The 18,184-nt window shown below is 67.1% G+C and carries 9 protein-coding genes and 5 pseudogenes; 9 read left to right on the top strand and 5 right to left on the bottom strand.

The window, feature by feature from the left end:
- Positions 1-10: 10 nt before the first annotated feature.
- Positions 11-469 (bottom strand): annotated as a pseudogene (locus ACFVXA_RS37330) (restriction endonuclease); the annotation flags it as partial.
- A 191-nt stretch (positions 470-660) separates the two neighbouring features.
- On the opposite strand from ACFVXA_RS37330, the pseudogene ACFVXA_RS37325 reads away from it, so the two are divergent.
- Positions 661-1,052, top strand: a pseudogene (locus ACFVXA_RS37325) (IS5 family transposase); the annotation flags it as partial.
- Positions 1,053-1,079: 27 nt separating this feature from the next.
- Here the strand turns inward: ACFVXA_RS37325 and ACFVXA_RS37320 are convergent.
- Positions 1,080-1,277: a hypothetical protein gene (locus ACFVXA_RS37320; RefSeq protein WP_383748345.1), complete on the bottom strand. Its 198-nt coding sequence runs from the start codon at positions 1,275-1,277 to the stop codon at positions 1,080-1,082.
- 207 nt (positions 1,278-1,484) lie between these two features.
- Here ACFVXA_RS37320 and ACFVXA_RS37315 point away from each other — a divergent pair, with 207 nt between their 5' ends.
- Positions 1,485-4,847, top strand: coding sequence for a tetratricopeptide repeat protein (locus tag ACFVXA_RS37315; RefSeq protein ID WP_390028443.1), 3,363 nt, complete (start codon positions 1,485-1,487; stop codon positions 4,845-4,847).
- Between the two features lie 653 nt (positions 4,848-5,500).
- Positions 5,501-6,238: a tetratricopeptide repeat protein gene (locus tag ACFVXA_RS37310; protein ID WP_383911889.1), complete on the top strand. Its 738-nt coding sequence runs from the start codon at positions 5,501-5,503 to the stop codon at positions 6,236-6,238.
- Between the two features lie 157 nt (positions 6,239-6,395).
- On the opposite strand, the pseudogene ACFVXA_RS37305 reads toward ACFVXA_RS37310, so the two are convergent.
- Positions 6,396-6,886, bottom strand: a pseudogene (locus ACFVXA_RS37305) (transposase family protein); the annotation flags it as partial.
- An 87-nt stretch (positions 6,887-6,973) separates the two neighbouring features.
- Between ACFVXA_RS37305 and ACFVXA_RS37300 the strand changes: the two are divergent.
- Both ACFVXA_RS37300 and ACFVXA_RS37295 read left to right on the top strand, forming a co-directional pair.
- Positions 6,974-7,131 (top strand): annotated as a pseudogene (locus tag ACFVXA_RS37300) (IS5/IS1182 family transposase); the annotation flags it as partial.
- Between the two features lie 2,133 nt (positions 7,132-9,264).
- A complete protein-coding gene (locus ACFVXA_RS37295) occupies positions 9,265-9,633 on the top strand; it encodes a YcaO-like family protein (RefSeq protein WP_389472920.1) in 369 nt (122 codons plus the stop codon).
- Here the strand turns inward: ACFVXA_RS37295 and ACFVXA_RS37290 are convergent.
- Positions 9,535-10,305 carry an IclR family transcriptional regulator gene (locus tag ACFVXA_RS37290; protein ID WP_383748332.1) on the bottom strand — a complete coding sequence of 257 codons (771 nt, stop codon included), beginning with the start codon at positions 10,303-10,305 and terminating at the stop codon, positions 9,535-9,537. The two genes, ACFVXA_RS37295 and ACFVXA_RS37290, sit on opposite strands and share 99 nt — an antisense overlap.
- A 93-nt stretch (positions 10,306-10,398) precedes the next feature.
- Here ACFVXA_RS37290 and ACFVXA_RS37285 point away from each other — a divergent pair, with 93 nt between their 5' ends.
- The 4 genes from ACFVXA_RS37285 (at position 10,399) to ACFVXA_RS37270 (ending at position 17,097) form a co-directional block, all read left to right on the top strand.
- Positions 10,399-11,565, top strand: a complete 1,167-nt coding sequence (locus ACFVXA_RS37285) for a pyridoxal-phosphate-dependent aminotransferase family protein (protein WP_384023781.1) — start codon at positions 10,399-10,401, stop codon at positions 11,563-11,565.
- 37 nt (positions 11,566-11,602) lie between these two features.
- Positions 11,603-14,539 carry an FAD-binding and (Fe-S)-binding domain-containing protein gene (locus ACFVXA_RS37280; RefSeq protein ID WP_390028440.1) on the top strand — a complete coding sequence of 979 codons (2,937 nt, stop codon included), beginning with the start codon at positions 11,603-11,605 and terminating at the stop codon, positions 14,537-14,539.
- A gap of 343 nt (positions 14,540-14,882) precedes the next feature.
- Entirely contained in the window at positions 14,883-16,220 is a 1,338-nt protein-coding gene (locus ACFVXA_RS37275; protein ID WP_390028439.1) for an MFS transporter, read from the top strand.
- Positions 16,221-16,323: 103 nt separating this feature from the next.
- Positions 16,324-17,097, top strand: a complete 774-nt coding sequence (locus ACFVXA_RS37270) for a fumarylacetoacetate hydrolase family protein (protein WP_383748326.1) — start codon at positions 16,324-16,326, stop codon at positions 17,095-17,097.
- A gap of 433 nt (positions 17,098-17,530) precedes the next feature.
- Here the strand turns inward: ACFVXA_RS37270 and ACFVXA_RS37265 are convergent.
- Positions 17,531-18,184, bottom strand: a pseudogene (locus ACFVXA_RS37265) (hypothetical protein); the annotation flags it as partial.

Below are 18,184 nucleotides of genomic sequence, written 5' to 3'. Positions count from 1 at the left end.
TGGGCGTGTTTCATGCCGCTCGGTGGAAGGCCGTCCTGCGGGCCGGACGGCTGGGCAGGTGCAGCAGGTCCTGCAAGGGCGTGCCGAGTTCGGCCCACCGGCGCAGCCGGTCCCGGTCGACCCAGTGCACCTGATGGCGTTCGCCCCAGGTCCTGGCGTCCCGGGTGAAGGAGCCGTTGGTCACCACGACGGCTGCATCGGCTCCGTGGACAGGGCCAGCGGTTCCCTTGACCTGGTACATCACCGACGAGCCGACCCTGCCTGCGACGGTGGTGTGCTTGGCTTGCAGGACGATCCTGCCGCGCTGGCGGTCCTCGCCGATGACGTCGGCGGCCTGGTCTCCTTGACGGCCGACCTGCTGTGCGCTCCAGCCGTCCCGGACGAGCAGGTCTCGCAGCGCGAACTCGAAGGCCCGGTCGTCCATGACGTCGAGCTGGGCGAGCGTGATCCGCAGCCGGGCCAGCGACTCATCTGACGGATGAAGCTCGACTTGCCCGCCCCCCACTCGCCCAGCAGCGCAACGGCCAGCGGCGGGGTGGTGATGGTGGCAACCGCCAGTTGCGCGAGCATCTCCACGTCCGCCTCGTTACTGAGGAGATCCTCGACGTGGGCGGGCAGAGGCCCGTACTGGCCGGAGTGCACAGTGACACGGCCAGCGGCGAGCGGACCGGTCTGCCCATCTCCGTGGGCATATCGGGTGCCAACCTCCACGACAGCCAGGCCCTTCAGCCGCTCGTACGGGGCATCCCGCCGATCCGCTCCCGTCGTGGCCCCCGCCGGCGCAAGCCCGCCAAGCTCCACGCCGACAAGGGCTACGACTACGACCACCTGCGCCGATACTTACGCAAGCGCCGCATCACCCACCGCATCGCACGCAAGGGCATCGAGACCTCGCAACGACTGGGCCGCACCGTTGGACCACCGAGCGCACCATGGCCTGGCTCGCCGGATGCCGTCGCCTCCATCGCCGCTACGAACGCAAAGCCGAACACTTCCTCGCCTTCACAGCCATCGCCTGCACCCTCATCTGCTACCGCCGACTCACCAAATGAGATGTCCTCTAAGAGCAACGGCTGACGTTAGAAAGGGTAGAGGCGGCGCAGGGCCTTAAGAAGAGTGTCGAGGGTGCGGCGCGCGGCGGTGCGCCGGTAGGCGTGGCGGGACCAGACCGTGGGCAGGACTACGCCAGCGAAGATCAAAAGGAAGGTCAAGAAGGCGAAGGTGCCCCAGGGACCGAGGGCGGCCAGGATGGCAGCAACGTAAAGGTCGGCGTTCATCGGTGAGTTCACTCCTTGGGTGATTGGGGTGGTTACCCCTGGTGAACCTCCAAAGTGATGGAGCGGGCAGCGGGCGAATGCTGTTGCTGGACGACCCCGGATTTGCTGATATCACTGCAGCTCAGGGCCTACACTGCGGCAGTCGGCACCGGATGGTTCCGGACGGGTGATAGCTGGGGCGGCGTGAGCCGGGAGGGATGCGGGAGCATGGCGGCCAAGCTGGAGCCGGGGGCTGTCCAGGTAGCGTTCGCCGCCCAGCTCAAGACGGTAGTGAGGCAGACCGGCCTGTCGTACCAGGACATCGCCGCAGCCTCATCTGCTCTGGCTGAACCGAAGGCCGGCCAACCGTGGCCAGGAGCCCGCCGGTTGTCCAAGAGCACGGTTGGGGACTTGCTGCAAGGCCACTTTTCCCGGCAGCTCGACTTCGATGTGGTGCGCACAGTGCTCAAGGTGTGCGAGGACCACGCCGTGCGTCGAGGCAAGCCACTGCCGCCGGACGTCGTAGGTGTTGACAGGTGGAAGATCCTGTACGACTTCGTGGTCCAGTGCCTTGATGCAGGCCAGGATGCGGGAGCGTCAACTATCGACCAGGGACGCTGGGATGGCGTCCTTGAGGATCTCCAACAAGCATTGCAGGAGTGGCAGCATCCCGTAGATTCGCCCGCCTGGCCGCTGCAGGTGGGACGAATTCCTGAGCTGCCCTTGCACTTCCAATACCGAGACGAGGCTCGTGCTCTGGCCGCAGCCTTGGACGATGGTGAACAGGCGGTACTGGGGCAGCAAGTTGTCTCTGGCACCGGAGGAGTCGGAAAGACCCAGTTGGCCGCCCATTACGCTCATGCGGTGCGGTACGCCTCCGGCATGCCTGGCTCCACGCCCGTGTCGAGTCAGCCCGAGCAGGAAGCCCATCCTCAGGTTGCAACGCTCACCACTCCACAGCCCGTGGATCTGCTGGTGTGGGTGTCAGCCAGCGGCAGTCAGGCGGTGGTGTCCGCGTATGCACAGGCTGAGGCTGCCATCAGCGGTCCTGGTACCGGGGGCGTTGACGCCGCCGGGACGCCGGGGACGTCTGACGCCATCGAGCAAGCCGCGCAGCGGTTCTTGAGCTGGCTCCAAGCCACCGACCGCAGCTGGTTGGTGGTGCTGGATGATGTCGCCTCCCCCGGCGACTTGAAGCGCTTGTGGCCACCACGGCGCCCGGACGGGCGCGGGCGGGTGATCGTGACCACGCGCAGCCGTGAGGCCGGCTTCAAAGCCCCGGGCCGGGCTTTCCTGCCTGTAGGGATGTTCACAGAGGCGGAAGCCGTGGCCTATCTGGGCAACGCCCTGGCTCAGGACGACCGGGCGCACCACAACAACATTGATGACGAGTTGGCCGGATTGGCGAGGGATCTGGGCTATCTGCCACTGGCGCTGTCTCAGGCTGCGGCGTATGTAGTGGATGCCGACATGCCAATCGACGCATACCGGCATCTGTTGGCGGACCGGGCGCGAACGTTGTCCGAGGTGCTACCGGATATCAGCGGCCTGCCGGACGATCAGGCTCACACAGTCGCCGCGGCATGGGACCTATCGATTCGGCGGGCTGACAGTCTCGCACCGGTGGGTTTGGCTCGGCCGCTGCTGCAACTTCTGTCCGTTCTGGATGGCAACGGAGTACCTGAGAGCGTGGTCGTCACCGGGCTCGCACTGTCCTACCTCGAGACTGGGCGTCGTGGTTCGCCCACGACGGGCGTGACCACAAAGACGCCCTTCACGGGGGCGGCCACGGACGAAGCCGGAGGTGGGCAGAGCGGGGATCTGTCCGGCTGGGAGGCGAGAGCAGTGGACGCGCATGACGCGCGTGGAGCACTACGCGTGCTGCACCGGCTCAATCTCGTCGACCATGCGACCGAACATGCGCTGGTGAGAGTGCATCAGCTGATTCAGCGTACGGCGTACGAGAATCGTGGCCGCTCTCTGATCACCAGTGTGTTGCCGGTTGCGGCCGATGCCTTGATGGAGGTCTGGCAAGAAGACGACGAGGTATCCGATCAGATTCTGCGAGCCAACGCCCACGCGCTGATCGGCCACAACGAAGCCTCGATGGGCGGCGGCATCGGCCCGTTGTGGCTGCGCAACCGCCCGCATCAGGTGTTGTTGAGCTACGCGGAGAGTCTGGGACAGTCGGGTGCGGCAGCTGCGGCCCGTGATCACTACGCCGCCCTGTACGAGACCGTTGTCCAGTTGGGCAGCGTTGATCAGCGTGCTTCCCTGGCTATCCGAAACAATCACGCGCACTGGCGGGGGGAGGCGGGGGACCCGGGTGGCGCAGCCGCAGCACTGGCTCAACTTGTACCTGACCAGACGCAAGTGTTCGGCCCCGATCATCCCGCGACACTCACCGTGCGGAACAACCTTGCCCGTTGGCAAGGCCTGGCCGGGGACGCTGCCAGCGCAGCAGAGGCATTCAAACAGCTGCTGGCCGACCAACTGCGCGTGCTGGGGGCCGACCACCGCGACACCCTCGTCACCCGAAACAACCTTGCCCGTTGGCAAGGCCAGACCGGGGACGCTGCCGGCGCGGCAGAGGCATTCAAACAGCTGCTGGCGGATCGGCTGCGCGTGCTGGGCCCCGACGATCCGGACACCCTCGTCACCCGGAACAACCTCGCTCACTGGCGCGGCCAGGCCGGAGACCCAAGCGGCGCGGCCGAGGAATTCACGCAAGTCCTGGCCGATCGGCTGCGCGTGCTGGGCCCCGACGATCCCGACACCCTCCGTACGCGGAACAACCTCGCTCACTGGCGCGGCCAGGCCGGAGACCCAAGCGGCGCGCTGCAGACGTACGAGCAACTGCTGCCCGACTTCATCCGGGTCTTCGGCTCGGACCACCCAGCCACTCTCACGATTCGCAACAACCTCGCAGACACGTTGAGCAGCGTGGGTGATCACGCCGGCGCGGACAGCGTCTTCCGGGAACTCCTGCCCGACCTGACCAGAGTTCTCGGCGCCGACCACCCCGTCACCTTGACTACCCGCGTCAATATTGCTACCCACCAGGAGAAGTCCGAAGGGCCCGCCGGCGCAGCCCGATCTCTCCAGGAACTTGTGCCTGACCTGGTCCGAGTCTTCGGCCCCGACCATCCCACCACGCTCACCGGCTGCGGCAACCTCGCCGAGATGCTGTCCAGGTTGGGAGACCACGCGGGCGCGGCCGAGGCCTTCCGCCAGCTCCTCTCCTCCGAGGTGCGGGTGTTCGGCACCGACCATCCCCGGACCCTCCTGACCCGTAGCAACCTCGCCGCCAACCAAGGCCAAGCCGGTGATGCAGCCAGCGCAACGGCTGTCTGCAAGGAACTCATCCCCGACCTGCTGAGGGTCTTCGGCTCTGGCCACCCCGCTACTCTCACGGTCCAGCAGCAGCTCGCCCACTGGCACGGCATGGCCGGTGACCCGGCCAGCGCGGTTGCCGCCTACCAGCAACTGCTGCGCGATCTGGCTTCTGTCATGGGACCTGGTCATCCCATGTTGGATGTCATGCGCGAGAACCTGGCGTATTGGCAGGAACAGGCTCAGAACTCGCCTTGATTCACCAGCAGACAGTGGGATGCGGCGGTCTGCTAGAGACGGGACGCTGTCGCGCTTGCGGTACAGCTCTCGAAGTCACGCCTTCGAACTTGCGGCGGACCTCTCGGTCCGGGTTCTTGAAGACCAAGCTCCAGTGCTCACACTGGAGTCGAGGCTTCAGCAGTACTTCGGCGGCGTCCAGAAAGGGGCAGGGCGGCATACTTTAGTTCGCACACGCTGGACTGTCGGTCGTCGCGGGGATGGTCGCCCACGCCGACGAGATAGCCGACGCCTTCCGCGAACCCTGCGGGTGCCGATAATTCATCCGCCCAGGTCACGGTCTTGATCGCCGTTCGTTGGCCGTCCTCGCCGCTCGCCCCAATGTGGTCACATGCGCAGGGCATCGGCGGCATCATGATCTGTCGTGCTACTGCGCTTGGCCTATCTCGCTGCGACCAACACCCTGGCGCTCCTGCGCCTGCTGCCAATGAGCGACCGCGACAAGGACACCGGGACATTGGCGCTGCGGCACCAACTTCTTGTCCTGCAGCGCCAAGCCCGGAAGCCGGTGTTCACCGAGACTCGACGTGGAGCGGGCGGGCCTGGTGGCCTCGGTTCAGTGGTCGGGAGAGGAGCAATTTGCCAGCCATGCGGTCCGACTCACGCTGCACCTCATGGACTACGGCCTGAACTGGCGCCGGGACTGCGTCGAGTGGATCGCCGTCAGCCGCGCCGCGCGCGCCGCCGCGCACCGAATCGGTGACCCGATCGCTGAAGCACGCATCCTCAACAGTCTCGGTTTCGCCCTGCGGGAGCTCGGTCAGCTGACAGAGGCGATGGACGCCCACACGCACGCAGGCGACTTGTACCAGACCACCGATGACCCGCACGGTGCGGCCAGCGCGTGGAACAACATCGGGATCACCCTGCAGGATCTCGGGCGGCCGACGGAGGCGATCGAGGCCCTCACCCACGCACGCGATCTGCACCATGCCACCGGGTTCATCAGTGGTGAAGCTGCGGCCCTCCTCAATCTCGGCAATGCCTTGGGGGAGGTGGGTCGTCTGACGGAGGCGATCAACGCCTACACCCGTGCGCGTGATCTGCACCATGCCGCCGACGATCTCGCCGGCGAAGCCATGGCATGGGCCAATCTCGGTTCCGCCCTTCAGGAGGCGATGCGGTGGGACGAGGCGATCGAGGCACTGACCACGGCCCTCCGCATGTATCTGGACTTCAGGGACTGGGACGGAGCGGGCCAGACCTCGCTGCATCTCGCTCGCATGTACAAAGACGCAAACAAGCCCACAGCGGCCCGCGTCCACTACGTCCAGGCCGCCGAAGCCTTCACGCGGGCCGACGCACCCACGGAAGCCGCCCAAGCCCAAGCCGCTGCAAGGTCATTGACCTGACATCCGCACACCTCTTAAAGGACGTTAAGTCCCTTTCTGGTAGCGGCCTCGTCCGGGTGGGGCGAGGAAGCCTTGGCGGGTGAGGCGTCCGAGGCGGCTGCGGGCGACGTTGATGGATGGTTCGTCGAGGAGTTCGTGCAGCTCCCGGACGCGGAACTCCTGGTTGGCGCCACGCCTTGCAGTCGTTGCGGTTGCCGGGCAGCGGTCGGCCGACAGCGACGACGAGCCGGGTGTCGGCGTCGATGACGACCTGGTGGTTGGTGGAGTACCGGTAGTTCTTGGACTGCGCGGCGATGGTGTGGTCGCGGGTCGGGACCAGGGTGCCGTCCACGATCAGCACGGTGTCCTTGCGGAACCGCTTGCGTTGCTGGAGCGCGAGCGCGGGCCCGAGCTGGTCGATGATGCGGTCGGCGGACGACTTGGAACCCCAAACAGCGGGGCCAGTTGGCGCAGGGTCAGGTTCGTTCGCCAGTACGCGGCGACCAGGATCACGCGGTCCTCCAGCGGCAGGCTCCAGGGCCGGCCCTTGCGCACCGGGTCCGCGCCCTCACGCCGCAGAGCGGTGATCAGCTTGCCGAACTGGCGCGGGCTCAACCCGGTGAACGGGGCTATCCAGGAGGGCTCCGACGCCGTGATCACACAAGACACGGCAAGATCATCTCATCCGTGACCAGCGGTTACGGGACAGCCCTTAAAGGGTGTTGCACAAGGCTCTGAGCTGGGCATCTCCCTTGTATGGCTGGGGTGTTAAGGGCTGAGCGGGTGTGGGTGGAGACGTTTACGTGGTGCGGGAGCGGGGCGGCAATGGCACATTGCGGGGTCGGCCGTGGTCGTTGCCGCTCGCCGAACGGGTGCTGATGGTCGCGGTGTACTACCGCACGAACCTCACGATCGACGGGGAGGTCGCGCAGCGCTTCGGTGATCTTGCTGGTGGGGGGTGCCTCCAGGATGTGCCGGAAGACGGTGGCTGCCTGGTCCGGGCTGCCCACAAGCAGGGCCAGCAGTATCTGGACGACCTGGTGCTCGCCCGGAATCGCTTCCGTTCCCACGAAGGCGGCCAGGTCGCCCGGATCGACCCCGATGCGTGCCAGGCGGTAGAGGTTGACCAGCTTCTTGGCCGCCCTGGGAGTACGGGTCAGGCCGCCCATCTGGGACATGAACGCAATCTCCGTCTCCTCGAGCTGCAGTTGGACGGGGGTGGGGTCGGTGTCGAAGCCTGGCGTCAGGTCGCCGGCCGGCTCCGGTGCGGGGACGGAGGCGGTCAGCGGTGTCGGTGCTTCGGGCTCCTGCGCATCCGGCAGGCCCCCGGGGTCCACAGGCTGTGCCGGGCCTTCGGGGCCGGGGATGTCGGCGGTGGTCAGCAGCGCGCGGATGAGGCGTGCGGCCTTCTCCCGGGTGGTCGGCGGGACCGCGAAGGGGATCTGGAAGATCTTGTCCAGGTAGTCGAGCGGGGTGGCGATGTCCTGTGCACTGGAGGCGGCCGTGCTCGCTGGCTTCGCGGCTGGTGGCGATCGCCGCCGCGGTTGAGTCTGCGGCGCTGGGCCTGTGATCGCGGTCGACCGCGGCGCTTGGGGCGTGGGCGCCGGGTCGGCAGCCGACGGAGGTCCGCCCACCCTGCGTACGCTTCGTAGCTGAACATCACGTGGCTTCCTCGGGATTGCTCGGGGCCAGAAGGCCGTCGCCCGGCCACAGAGAGCACCCCGCTTCTGCGCTTCTGCCCAGGCCAGTTGCTTGCCGATCTCGACGAGGACCTCTCTACGTTCGGCGGGCCCGTACGCCTGACACCGCCCGGCCGCCGGGTCCCAGGCCCGCACCTCGTTGTGCGGGCCGGAGCACACCAGGGCTCGGGCGATGTCCGGCAGGTCCAGGCTGAGGGCGTCGCAGTCACGGTCACGGATGAGCTGGAGCAGGTCGGCAGTGACCGCCTCCCAGTCGCCGATCTCCGGCCAGAGCGCACCGCCGCCCAGTTCGTGCGTGAGCGTGGACAGCGCACGATCTCGCGCTGCCGGCGGCCACGGGTGACGCGGTCGTAGATGCGCGCGCCGTCAGGCTGCCGTACCCGCGGGTGCAGCAGGGAGGCTGCGGCCACGAGCGAGGTGTTGATTTCCTGGGCGGCGGCCGGGTGGTACGCCTCGTGAGCGAACAGCAGGTACACCTCGCTCGTGCGCTGCGCGGGACCGTCCTGCGGGTGGGGCATGTGCGTTTCCTCCGTCGTCGACGACATGCGAGTCGTTGCTTGGACTGAGGCATCGAGCTGTCGGCGAGGCCCGGGCGGATAGGGACCCAGCGGTGCGTCGCCCCGCGTGCTTGCGACGATCTGGCTGGCGAGTTGCAGCATCAGGTGCTCCCGGGCGATGAGCTCGCTGGAGGCCAACCACGTGTCGTGGCGTTGGAGCAGGTCTGCTGTGTCGAACAGCTGGTGGTGGCCGATCTCGACGGCGCGCCGCAGCTGGTGAGCGTCTCTGCCGGCGGCGGCGTGGACGAGGCCGGTGCGGAGGGCGGCGAGACGCTGCAGGTAGCGGCAGGCGGCTTCGTCCTCGACGATCCGGATGTTCTCAAAGGCGCGGGCATCGAGCGGGCCGGGGGGTGCCCTCTGACCTCCTGCAGCTCGACGGCACCGTACGTGCCCGTACCCCCGACGAGACCTGGGCCGTACTGGAACCGCTGCTGTCCCACTACGGCATCACCCGCGTCGCCGACCTCACCGGCCTCGACCACCTTGGCCTGCCGGTGTGGACGGCGATCCGGCCCGCTGCCCGCACGCTGAGCGCCACCCAGGGCAAGGGCGCCACCGGCCGGCTCGCCGCGATCTCCGCAGCCATGGAGGCCATCGAAACTCTGGTACGCCGAGCAGCCGCCCGTCGACCAACGCTGCCCGGCCACCAGCGTGTACAGCGACTACCCGCTCGAGGCGCTGCCCCTGCGGGTCCCGCCCGGGGGCCTGAAGGACGTGAGAGCACTCAACCTGCCCCCGCAGGACTGGACACGAGGTACCGGTCTCACGACCGGCCGCTCCCTCCGGGGTCATCTCCCGCGCGCCGCGCCCGACGTGGGCTCCGAACCTGTGGCGTACCACCAGCACCGGCCTGGCATGCGGGAACACCTCCGATGAGGCGCTGACACATGCCCTGCTCGAAGTAATCGAGCGGCATGCCCTGGCCGTCGACGACACCGTGGGCGGCATCCTGCGCACGCCTATGTCGGTGCCGGCGGCAAAAGCGGTGTCGCCGGCGCCGCGGAGCACACCCGTACCTGCGTATCCGTGTGCGCGGGCTCCCACGCCCCGACGAGGTCCTCTACGCCGGTGCCTGCGGGGCGGGGTCGTGCATGTACCCAAGCCGGGCCGAGAGGGTTTTCGCCGCCTCACTCACCAGGGCGCCGAAGAAGGATTGTGATTCGTCGGTCAGGCGGCTCATCGGAACGTTGACGCTGAGGCTCGCGACGGGTTCCTCGATGCCGCCCATGACGGCTGCCGCGACGGAGCCGACGTCGGAGCGCCACTCTCCGTGGTTGGTCGCGTATCCCTGTGCCCGTGCGTTATCCAGTTCGGCGAGCAACCGGGCCGGATCGGTGACCGTCGTGTCGGTGTAGCGCGGCAGCCCCTCGGCAAGCAGCCGCTCGATCACCTCGGCAGAGCTGTTCGCCAGGACCGCCTTGCCGTTGGCGGAGGCATGAAGCGGAAGGGCATGGCCGAGAGCCATGCTGGTCCGTACCGGCTTGGCTGTCTCCAGCCGCTCGATCAGCACCATCTTGTTCCCCTCGGGAACCGTCAGGTGAATCGTCTCCTCGGTGCGCCGGCGCAGGTCCTCCATGACCGGTACGGCTGCGTCGCGCAGGCCGAGATCCCCACTGGCATGCCGGCCCACGTCAAGCGCCTTGGTGGTCACCACCCACCGAGTGATCTCACCCCTCGCCGGGCGGATCCACCCTGCCTCATTGAGAGTCTGCAGCGCGCGCTGCACGGAACTCTTGGGCATCTCAAGCACTCGTGCCAGTTCGCCGACGCCGATCGGCTGTCGCGTGGCGACCTCCTCCAGCACGCACAGGGTGTTCAGAACATTGCGCATCCATTGACTCCTCGGTTTGCCGCTCCTAGCATCACCGTACCTTTTTACGGCACGGCGTGCCGTATAACGGCACGATTGATGGGATGGGTATCAGTGACCACTCGCAGTGGACGGCATTTCCTTCAGATCCCGGGACCGACCAGCGTCCCCGACCGGGTGTTGCGGGCCATCGCACAACCCACCATCGACCACCGCGGGCCGGACTTCGCGGAGCTGGGACTGGACGTACTGGAACGAGTCAAGCCGGTGTTCGGCACGAGCGGTCCTGTCATCATTTTTCCCTCTTCCGGGACCGGCGCATGGGAAGCGGCGCTGGTCAACACTCTGAGCCCCGGCGACCGAGTGCTGGCATTCGAGACCGGCCATTTTGCCACCCTGTGGCGCGGCATGGCCGAGGACCTCGGGCTGGAGGTCGACTTCGTTTCCGGAGACTGGCGACGTGGCGTGGACCCGGACGTTGTCGCCGAACGGCTGGCCGAGGACAAGAACCACTCCATCGCGGCGGTGATGGTTGTCCACAACGAGACCTCCACCGGCGTCACCAGTCGCGTGCCGGAGATCCGGGCAGCCATCGACGAGGCGGGCCATCCCGCCCTGCTCATGGTCGACACCATCTCCTCGCTGGGGTCGATCGACTACCGGCACGAGGAGTGGGGCGTCGACGTCACCATCAGCTGCTCGCAGAAAGGTCTGATGCTGCCCCCGGGCCTCGGCTTCAACGCTGTCAGTGAGAAGGCGCTGGCCGCCGCCGAGCAGGCGCGGCTACCGCGGTCCTACTGGGACTGGACACCCATTCTCGAGGCGAACCAGCGCGGCTACTGGCCGTATACCCCGGCCACCAACATGCTCTACGGGCTGCGAGAGGCCCTGCTCATGCTCGAAGAGGAGGGTCTGCCAGCCGTGTTCGCACGGCATGACCGCCATGCCGGGGCCACCCGGGCCGCCGTCCGGGGCTGGGGCCTCGATGTGCTGTGCGCCGACGAGCGGGAGTACTCCAGTGTCCTGACCGCCGTGCTGCTGGGCGCGGAGCACGACGCGGACAAGGTCCGTCAGATCATCCTGGACCGCTTCGACATGTCGCTCGGTACCGGCCTGAGCAAGCTCGCGGGACGGGTCTTCCGGATCGGCCACCTCGGTCACTTCAACGACCTGACCCTGGCCGGAACCCTCGCCGGTGTGCAGATGGGGCTCGAACTGGCCGGAGTGGCGATCGACCCGGGCGGCCTGAGTGCGGCACTGGAACTGCTGCGCACCGAATGAATCGCCCGAAGCGATGACAGGAAGGAGGAGACCAACAGTGACCACGGACAGCAACTCCGTGCCCGCCACCGAAGACGCTGCCCGACAGGGCCTGGCCAGCAAGCTCCGGCAGGTCCTCGAAGGCGAGGTCGCCTTCGACGACTACACCCGGCACTTGTTCGCGCGGGACGCGAGCATGTACTCGATAACGCCGGTGGGCGTGGCGTTTCCGCGCCATGCCGGGGACGTGGCAGCTGCGGTGGCGGCGGCCGCCGAGTTCGGCGTGCCGCTGGTGCCCCGGGGCGCCGGCACCAGCCTCGCCGGCCAGACCATCGGGCCGGGCCTGGTGTTGGACCTGTCCCGGCACATGAACCGCATCCTGGACATCGACGCCGAGAACCGCACCGCCCGGGTCGAGGTGGGTGTGGTGCAGGACCAGCTCAATCAGGCGGCCGCACCGCAGGGGCTGATGTTCGGCCCGGACACCTCGACCAGCAACCGCGCCACGATCGGCGGGATGATCGGAAACAACTCGGCCGGCAGCGGATCGGTCCGCTACGGCATGACCATCGATCACGTCCGTGAGCTCGACGTGGTGCTCTCCGACGCCGGACACGCCCACCTGGCCCCGGTGGACGAGACCGAGCGGGCACGCCGGGCACAGGCGGCCACGCTCGAGGGCAACATCTACCGGCAGCTGCCGGAGATCGTGCGCGCGAACTCCTCCGCCATCGCTGAGGGATTCCCCACGTTCTGGCGCCGGGCCGGCGGCTACCGGCTTGACCGGCTCCTCGGGGACGGCCCGTTCGACCTGGCGAAGTTCGTCGTCGGCTCCGAGGGCACGCTCGTGGTCGCCACCGAGGCCGTCGTCGACCTCGTGCCCAAGCCGCGCCGGACGGTGATCGCCGTCGGGCACTTCACCTCGACGCCCGCCGCCATCGCGGCCACCGAGGACGCGCTGTCCTGCGATCCGGCCGCCGTCGAGCTGATGGACCGTACGATCCTGGATCTTTCCCGGCAGAAAATCGAGTACGCCTCGCTGGGCACCATCCTCGAAGGCGACCCCGAGGCACTGCTCTTCGTGACCTTCACCGGGGACGACGAGCAGCAACTCCTCGGTCAACTGCAGCAGTTGACGGCGCTGTGGCAACGCCACGGCCACGGTTACCACACGCTGCGGGCCGTCACGGCCGACCAGCAGTCGGCCCTGCTCAAAGTCCGCAAGTCGAGCCTGGGCCTGTTGATGGCCGCCAGCGTCGGCGCACGCCGTCCGCTGGCGTTCGTGGAGGACACCGCGGTCGACCCCGCGCACCTCGCCGACTACACCCAGCGCTTCAAGGCGGTGCTGGACCGGCACGACATGGCGGCCGGCTTCTACGGGCACTGCTCGGTCGGCTGCCTGCATATCCGCCCCTTCGTCGACCTCACCGACCCGGCGGAGGTCCAGAAGATGCGCGCCGTCGCGGAGGAGATCAAGGACCTGGTCAGGGAGTACGGCGGCGTCAACTCCAGCGAGCACGGCGACGGGCTGGCCAGAAGCGAGTTCAACCGGGAGCTCTTCGGCGACAAGCTCTACGAGGCCATGCGCCAGGTCAAGCATGTCTTCGACCCGGACGACCGGATGAACCCGGGCAAGATCGTGGACGCCCCGTCGATGACGGACAACCTGCGTGACCCGGCGCTGCCACCGGCAACGCCGTTCCGGACGCGACTGGCCTTCGAGGTAGTCGGCGGCATGCGCGGCGCCGCGGACCGCTGCATGAACATCGGCCTGTGCCGCAAAAGCGCCACCGGCGCCATGTGCCCGTCCTACATGGCCACCCGCCAGGAAGAGCACTCCACCCGCGGACGCGCCAACGCCCTGGTCAAAGCGCTGTCGCAGCCCGACCCCCGGGAGGCCCTCGGTGATGAGCGGCTGCACGAGATCCTGGATCTGTGCCTCGGGTGCAAGGCATGCAAGAGCGAATGCCCGCTCGGCGTGGACATGGCAACGCTCAAGAGCGAGACGCTGTCGCACCATCACGACCTGCACGGGACTCCGCTGCGGTCCCGGATCTTCGGCGCGATCCGGTCACTGAACCGGCTGGGCTCGGCGACAGCACCGCTGTCCAACCTGCCCGGACGGAGTCGGCGGCTGCGCCTGCTGGCGGACCGCCTGGTCGGCATCACGCCGGCGAGACCGCTGCCGAAGTTCGCACGGCTCAACCTGCTGCGCTGGTTCCGCCAACGAACGAGTCCGGCGCACCACGTCACTCAGGGAACGGTCACCTTCCTCGCCGACTCCTTCACCACGTTCACCGAGCCCGACATCGGCCGGGCAGCCATCGAACTGCTCGAACGGGCCGGGTGGCAGGTCCACCTGGAGGGCGGCGGCTGTTGCGGCAGGTCCAGCCTGTCCAAGGGGCTGGTCGACGACGCCAAGGACAAGGCACGCAAGCTCGCCCATTCACTGAGCGCGACCGGGGAACCAGGCTCACCGATCGTGGGATGCGAACCGTCCTGCCTGATGACCCTGCGGGACGAGCACCTGGCACTGCTGCCCGACGACGCGGCGGTCAAAGACGTCGCGGGCCGCGTACGGCAGGTGGAGGAGCTGCTGGGCGAAGCCATCGACGACGGCCGGCTGCGGCTGCGAGCGGATTCCTGGCTCGCCGGGCGCAGGCTGCTTTATCACGGCCACTGCCACCAGAAGGCGGAAGTCGGCACCGCCGCGACCATTGCACTGCTCAAGCGGATTCCCGGAGTCCAGGTCGAGGAACTCGACGCCGGATGTTGCGGCATGGCCGGATCTTTCGGATTCGAATCCGAACACTACGACATGTCGATGACGGTAGGAAATGACCGCCTCTTTCCAGCCGTCAAAGCGGCCTCAGAAGATACCGTCCTTGTGGCCACCGGCGTGTCCTGCCGGCAGCAAATTGCCCACGGCGGTGGGCGTCGTTCCAGCCACCCCGTAGAACTCATTCGCTCTGCGCTCGAGTCGCCTGATTATTAGCCCGTCCGTCCCGGCTGAATTCCTCCACGTCAGCGAAGTTGCGCATGATGATTTGCGCCCTCGTCGAACCGGCATTCCCGCTTCTCATTTCATTTTCCGCCCGGCTGCGGCGGCACGGTGAAGATATCCCGACCACTCGTGGCGAGGATATTTACTTCACCCTACAGGCTACCTATCTGCCGAATGCGGTATGCGATCCCATCGAAAGACCGCCGAGCAAATCTCCTGAAAGAATGATTGCTCGCTACATTAGGAGTCCTATTCCATCGGAGACATCTTCACTCGGCGCTCGGCACCGAGTCGAGTGCCGAATATGCAAAACAACCTACAAGGAGGTAGGTCGTTGGCTACGCAGACGTCCAATGTCCGGAGCTGGTCCGAAATGAAGCGATGGACCAGGATTCTTCCGGTCATCGTCATCATTTACGTGATCTGCTATATCGACCGCTCGAACATCAGTTTCGCCCTGCCCCACCTCCAGCAGGACATGCACCTCAGCGGGGCTCAAGCGGGCTTCGCGACGGGCATCTTCTTCTGGGGCTATCTGCTGCTTCAGGTCCCCGGCGGCTACCTGGCCGAGCGGTGGAGCGCAAAGCGGTGGATCACGATTCTGTTGGTGTTGTGGAGTACGGCCGCGGTCGCGTCAGGGTTTACGCACAACCTCACCGAACTCGTGCTCGCCCGTTTCCTGCTCGGGGTGGCCGAGGGTGGCGTGCAGCCCGCGCTGATGGCCACCATCCGGGCCTGGTTCCCGTTCGCCGAACGCAGCCAGGCATATGCGATCTTCAAGCTGTACACACCGATCTCCGCAATCATCGCCGCGCCGGCCGCAGGAATGATCCTGACGTATGCGGACTGGCGCTGGATGTTCATCATCATGGGCGGCGCCCCACTCATCTTCGGGCTCGCCGCCTGGCTCTTCCTCATCCGCGACACGCCGGCGAAAGCGGAGTGGCTGTCGGACAACGAACGTAACTACATCGAGAAATCTCGTACTGCGGAAGGCGAGCCGCTCAAACAGAGTGGAACTGTCAAGGCTGCGTTCCGCAGTCCGATCGTGTGGCTGTTCGCTCTCATCTACACGTTGACCCAACTGGGCCTGCTCGGACTCTCGATGTGGTTGCCGAGCATGCTCAAGACGGCCTTCCACACCGATTTGAAGGTCGGTATTTTCGCAATACTGCCGCAGATTGCCGCGGGCGTCGCGATCGTTCTGATCGGTCGGTCGGCGGACCGTCGCGGCGGCCACATCACCCATATGGCCTCCGTCCTCGGCGTCGGAGCCGTGGTTCTCGCCGGTGCGAGTCTGATCTCGGCTCAACAGAAATGGCTCGTTCTAGGGGCGATGATTCTGGGCACCGCGGCGTCGATTGCCTGGTACGGACCGTTCTGGGCGACAGTCACCAAGCTCACGCCGGTGGCCGCCGCAGGCGCCGGCATCGGCATCATCAACGGGGTCGGCAACCTCGGTGGCTTTATCGGGCCATACGTCGGCGGATGGCTCAGCGATATCAGCGGCGGTGGATACGCACTCACTCAGGTCTTCTTCGGTCTGGTCTTCGGTGTGGCCGCGCTGCTCGTCCTCCCGCTGCGAAAGAAGTTGCGCGAGGCCACGAGCACCCCGCCAGTCGGTGCTGGAACGGACGGCTCGGAGGAAGCACGAGTGGCCAGCTCCGCCTGACGGTTCAGATCCTGCGGTACCGGGCCGTCGGTTCCTGACGGCCCGGTACGGCGGCGTCCACGGATTCAAGGGGCCCGCTGGGTCCGCAGAGGAGAGATGATCGGTGCGGTTGGTCAGGTATCGCAAGGGAGAGCACACCGGTGTCGGTGCGCTGGTGGGCGAGTACGTCCACGACGTGGGAGACGGCCCGCTCGGCCGTACGAGGCCCGGCCCCAGGGTTGCGGCCGTGGACGAGGTCGAGCTGCTCGCGCCGTGCAACCCACGAGTGATCGTGTGCGCGGGGAGCAACTACGCAGGCCAAATAGCTGAGAAGCAGCGGCCGTGGCCGACCCAGCCGCCGCTGTTCCTCAAGGCCCCCAACGCCGTGGTCGGGCCGGGCGCAGCGGTGATCCACCCCGCGGGGCTGCAGCGGCTGGAGTACGAGGGGGAACTGGCCGTGGTGATCGGCCGCACCGCCCACGAGGTCCCCGCGGCGTCGTTCGCCGACTACGTGCTCGGCTACACCTGCGCCAACGACATCACCGCCGACGACTGGCGCGCGGACGGGCAGTGGACCAGGGCCAAGAGCGCGGACACCTTCTGCCCGCTCGGGCCGTGGATCGAGACCGAGATCGCCGACCCGGCATCACTGCGGCTGAGCACCCTGGTCAACGGCCGGACGGTGCAGGACGGCTCCACCGCGGAAATGGTCTTCGGCGTGGCGGAACTGCTGGCCTTCGTCACCCGCTGGATCACCCTGCAACCAGGTGACGTGCTGCTCACCGGCAGCCCCGCAGGCGTCGGACCACTGGTCCCCGGGGACCGGGTGGAGGTCCGGATCGAGGGCGTGGGCACGCTCTCCAACCCGGTGCTGGGACCGCAGCCGCCCGACGGGTGAGGAGCGGCAGACGCCCCGGGAGCCGCAGGGCGCAGCCGACGGCGTCCTCGGCGCTCGGGCTGCCGCCCTGGCAAAAGGCCGCAGGTGGTTTCTGGACCCGCATCGCTGCAGTTGACCGCAGCGCGCGCGGCGGCTGCCGGGTCTTCGCTTCGGGCTCGGCTCCGCTGACGCTCCGCCAAATTTCCGCGTGAGCACGGGAGTTGAATTCCGCAAGCATTCTGAAAGCATGTTAATTCGCGCAAGCACGAATTAAGAGCACCCGCGCAAGCGCGGGTGCTGAGGCTGCAGCAGGGGGCGGGTGCATTGTGTGCGGGCCTGTGCAGCACTTGGAAATCCTCGCCGTCGCCCCCACAACGGGAGGCGAACAGGTAGCGGACCCCGTGCGGCCGGGTGACTCCGCCCGGGACCGGGCGGAGTCAGGTGCGGCGAGTCGTCACTTCGCCGCCGCGGTGGTGTTGCTGGCCCACAGGGCCCCGCCGATGCCGGGACCCCCGGTGCTCTTGTAGACGACGAAGTTGCCGTCGTTCTGCAATATCGCCCAGGCGCCGGGGCTGACGGTGTTGCTGTTCCACAGGAAACGGTTGGCCGCGTCGTAGACGACGAAGTTGCCGTCCGTCTGCATCACGGCGTACGCGCCCGGGTGGCCGGAGGTGTGGGTGGACCAGATGGCGGCGCCGTCACGCAGGCGGTACATCACCAGGTTGCCGTCGCTCTGCATGACCAGGCGAGTGAGGTTTGCCTGCGTCGACCAGCCCGACTTGAGGGTGGTGCCGCCGGCGATGCTCTGTGGCGGGAAGTCCCAGCCGCAATTGCTGATGAGCTCGTCGCGGGTCATGGGACGCTCTTGCCACTTGATGTTGCTGGTCCAGCCGTCTTCTCCTTCGTTGGCGGGGGAAGTGACGGTGTCATAGGGGGTGGCCCAGTAGTAGTGGCCCCACTTGGGGTCGTCGTAATGGGTCCGCCACTTTCCTGTGTAGGAATTCATCACCTGGGCGCGCTCAATCCAGCCTATATAGCCGGGCCGTACGTCGTCATTCCAGGTGTCCGTATAGGAAACCGACTTGAGCCACTGGTGTTCGTACTTCGT

Source organism: Streptomyces sp. NPDC058246 (assembly GCF_042881985.1).
Classification (GTDB): Bacteria; Actinomycetota; Actinomycetes; order Streptomycetales; family Streptomycetaceae; genus Streptomyces.
Note: the sequence above shows the minus strand (reverse complement) of the source record. Positions and strands in the feature narration are given on the sequence as shown.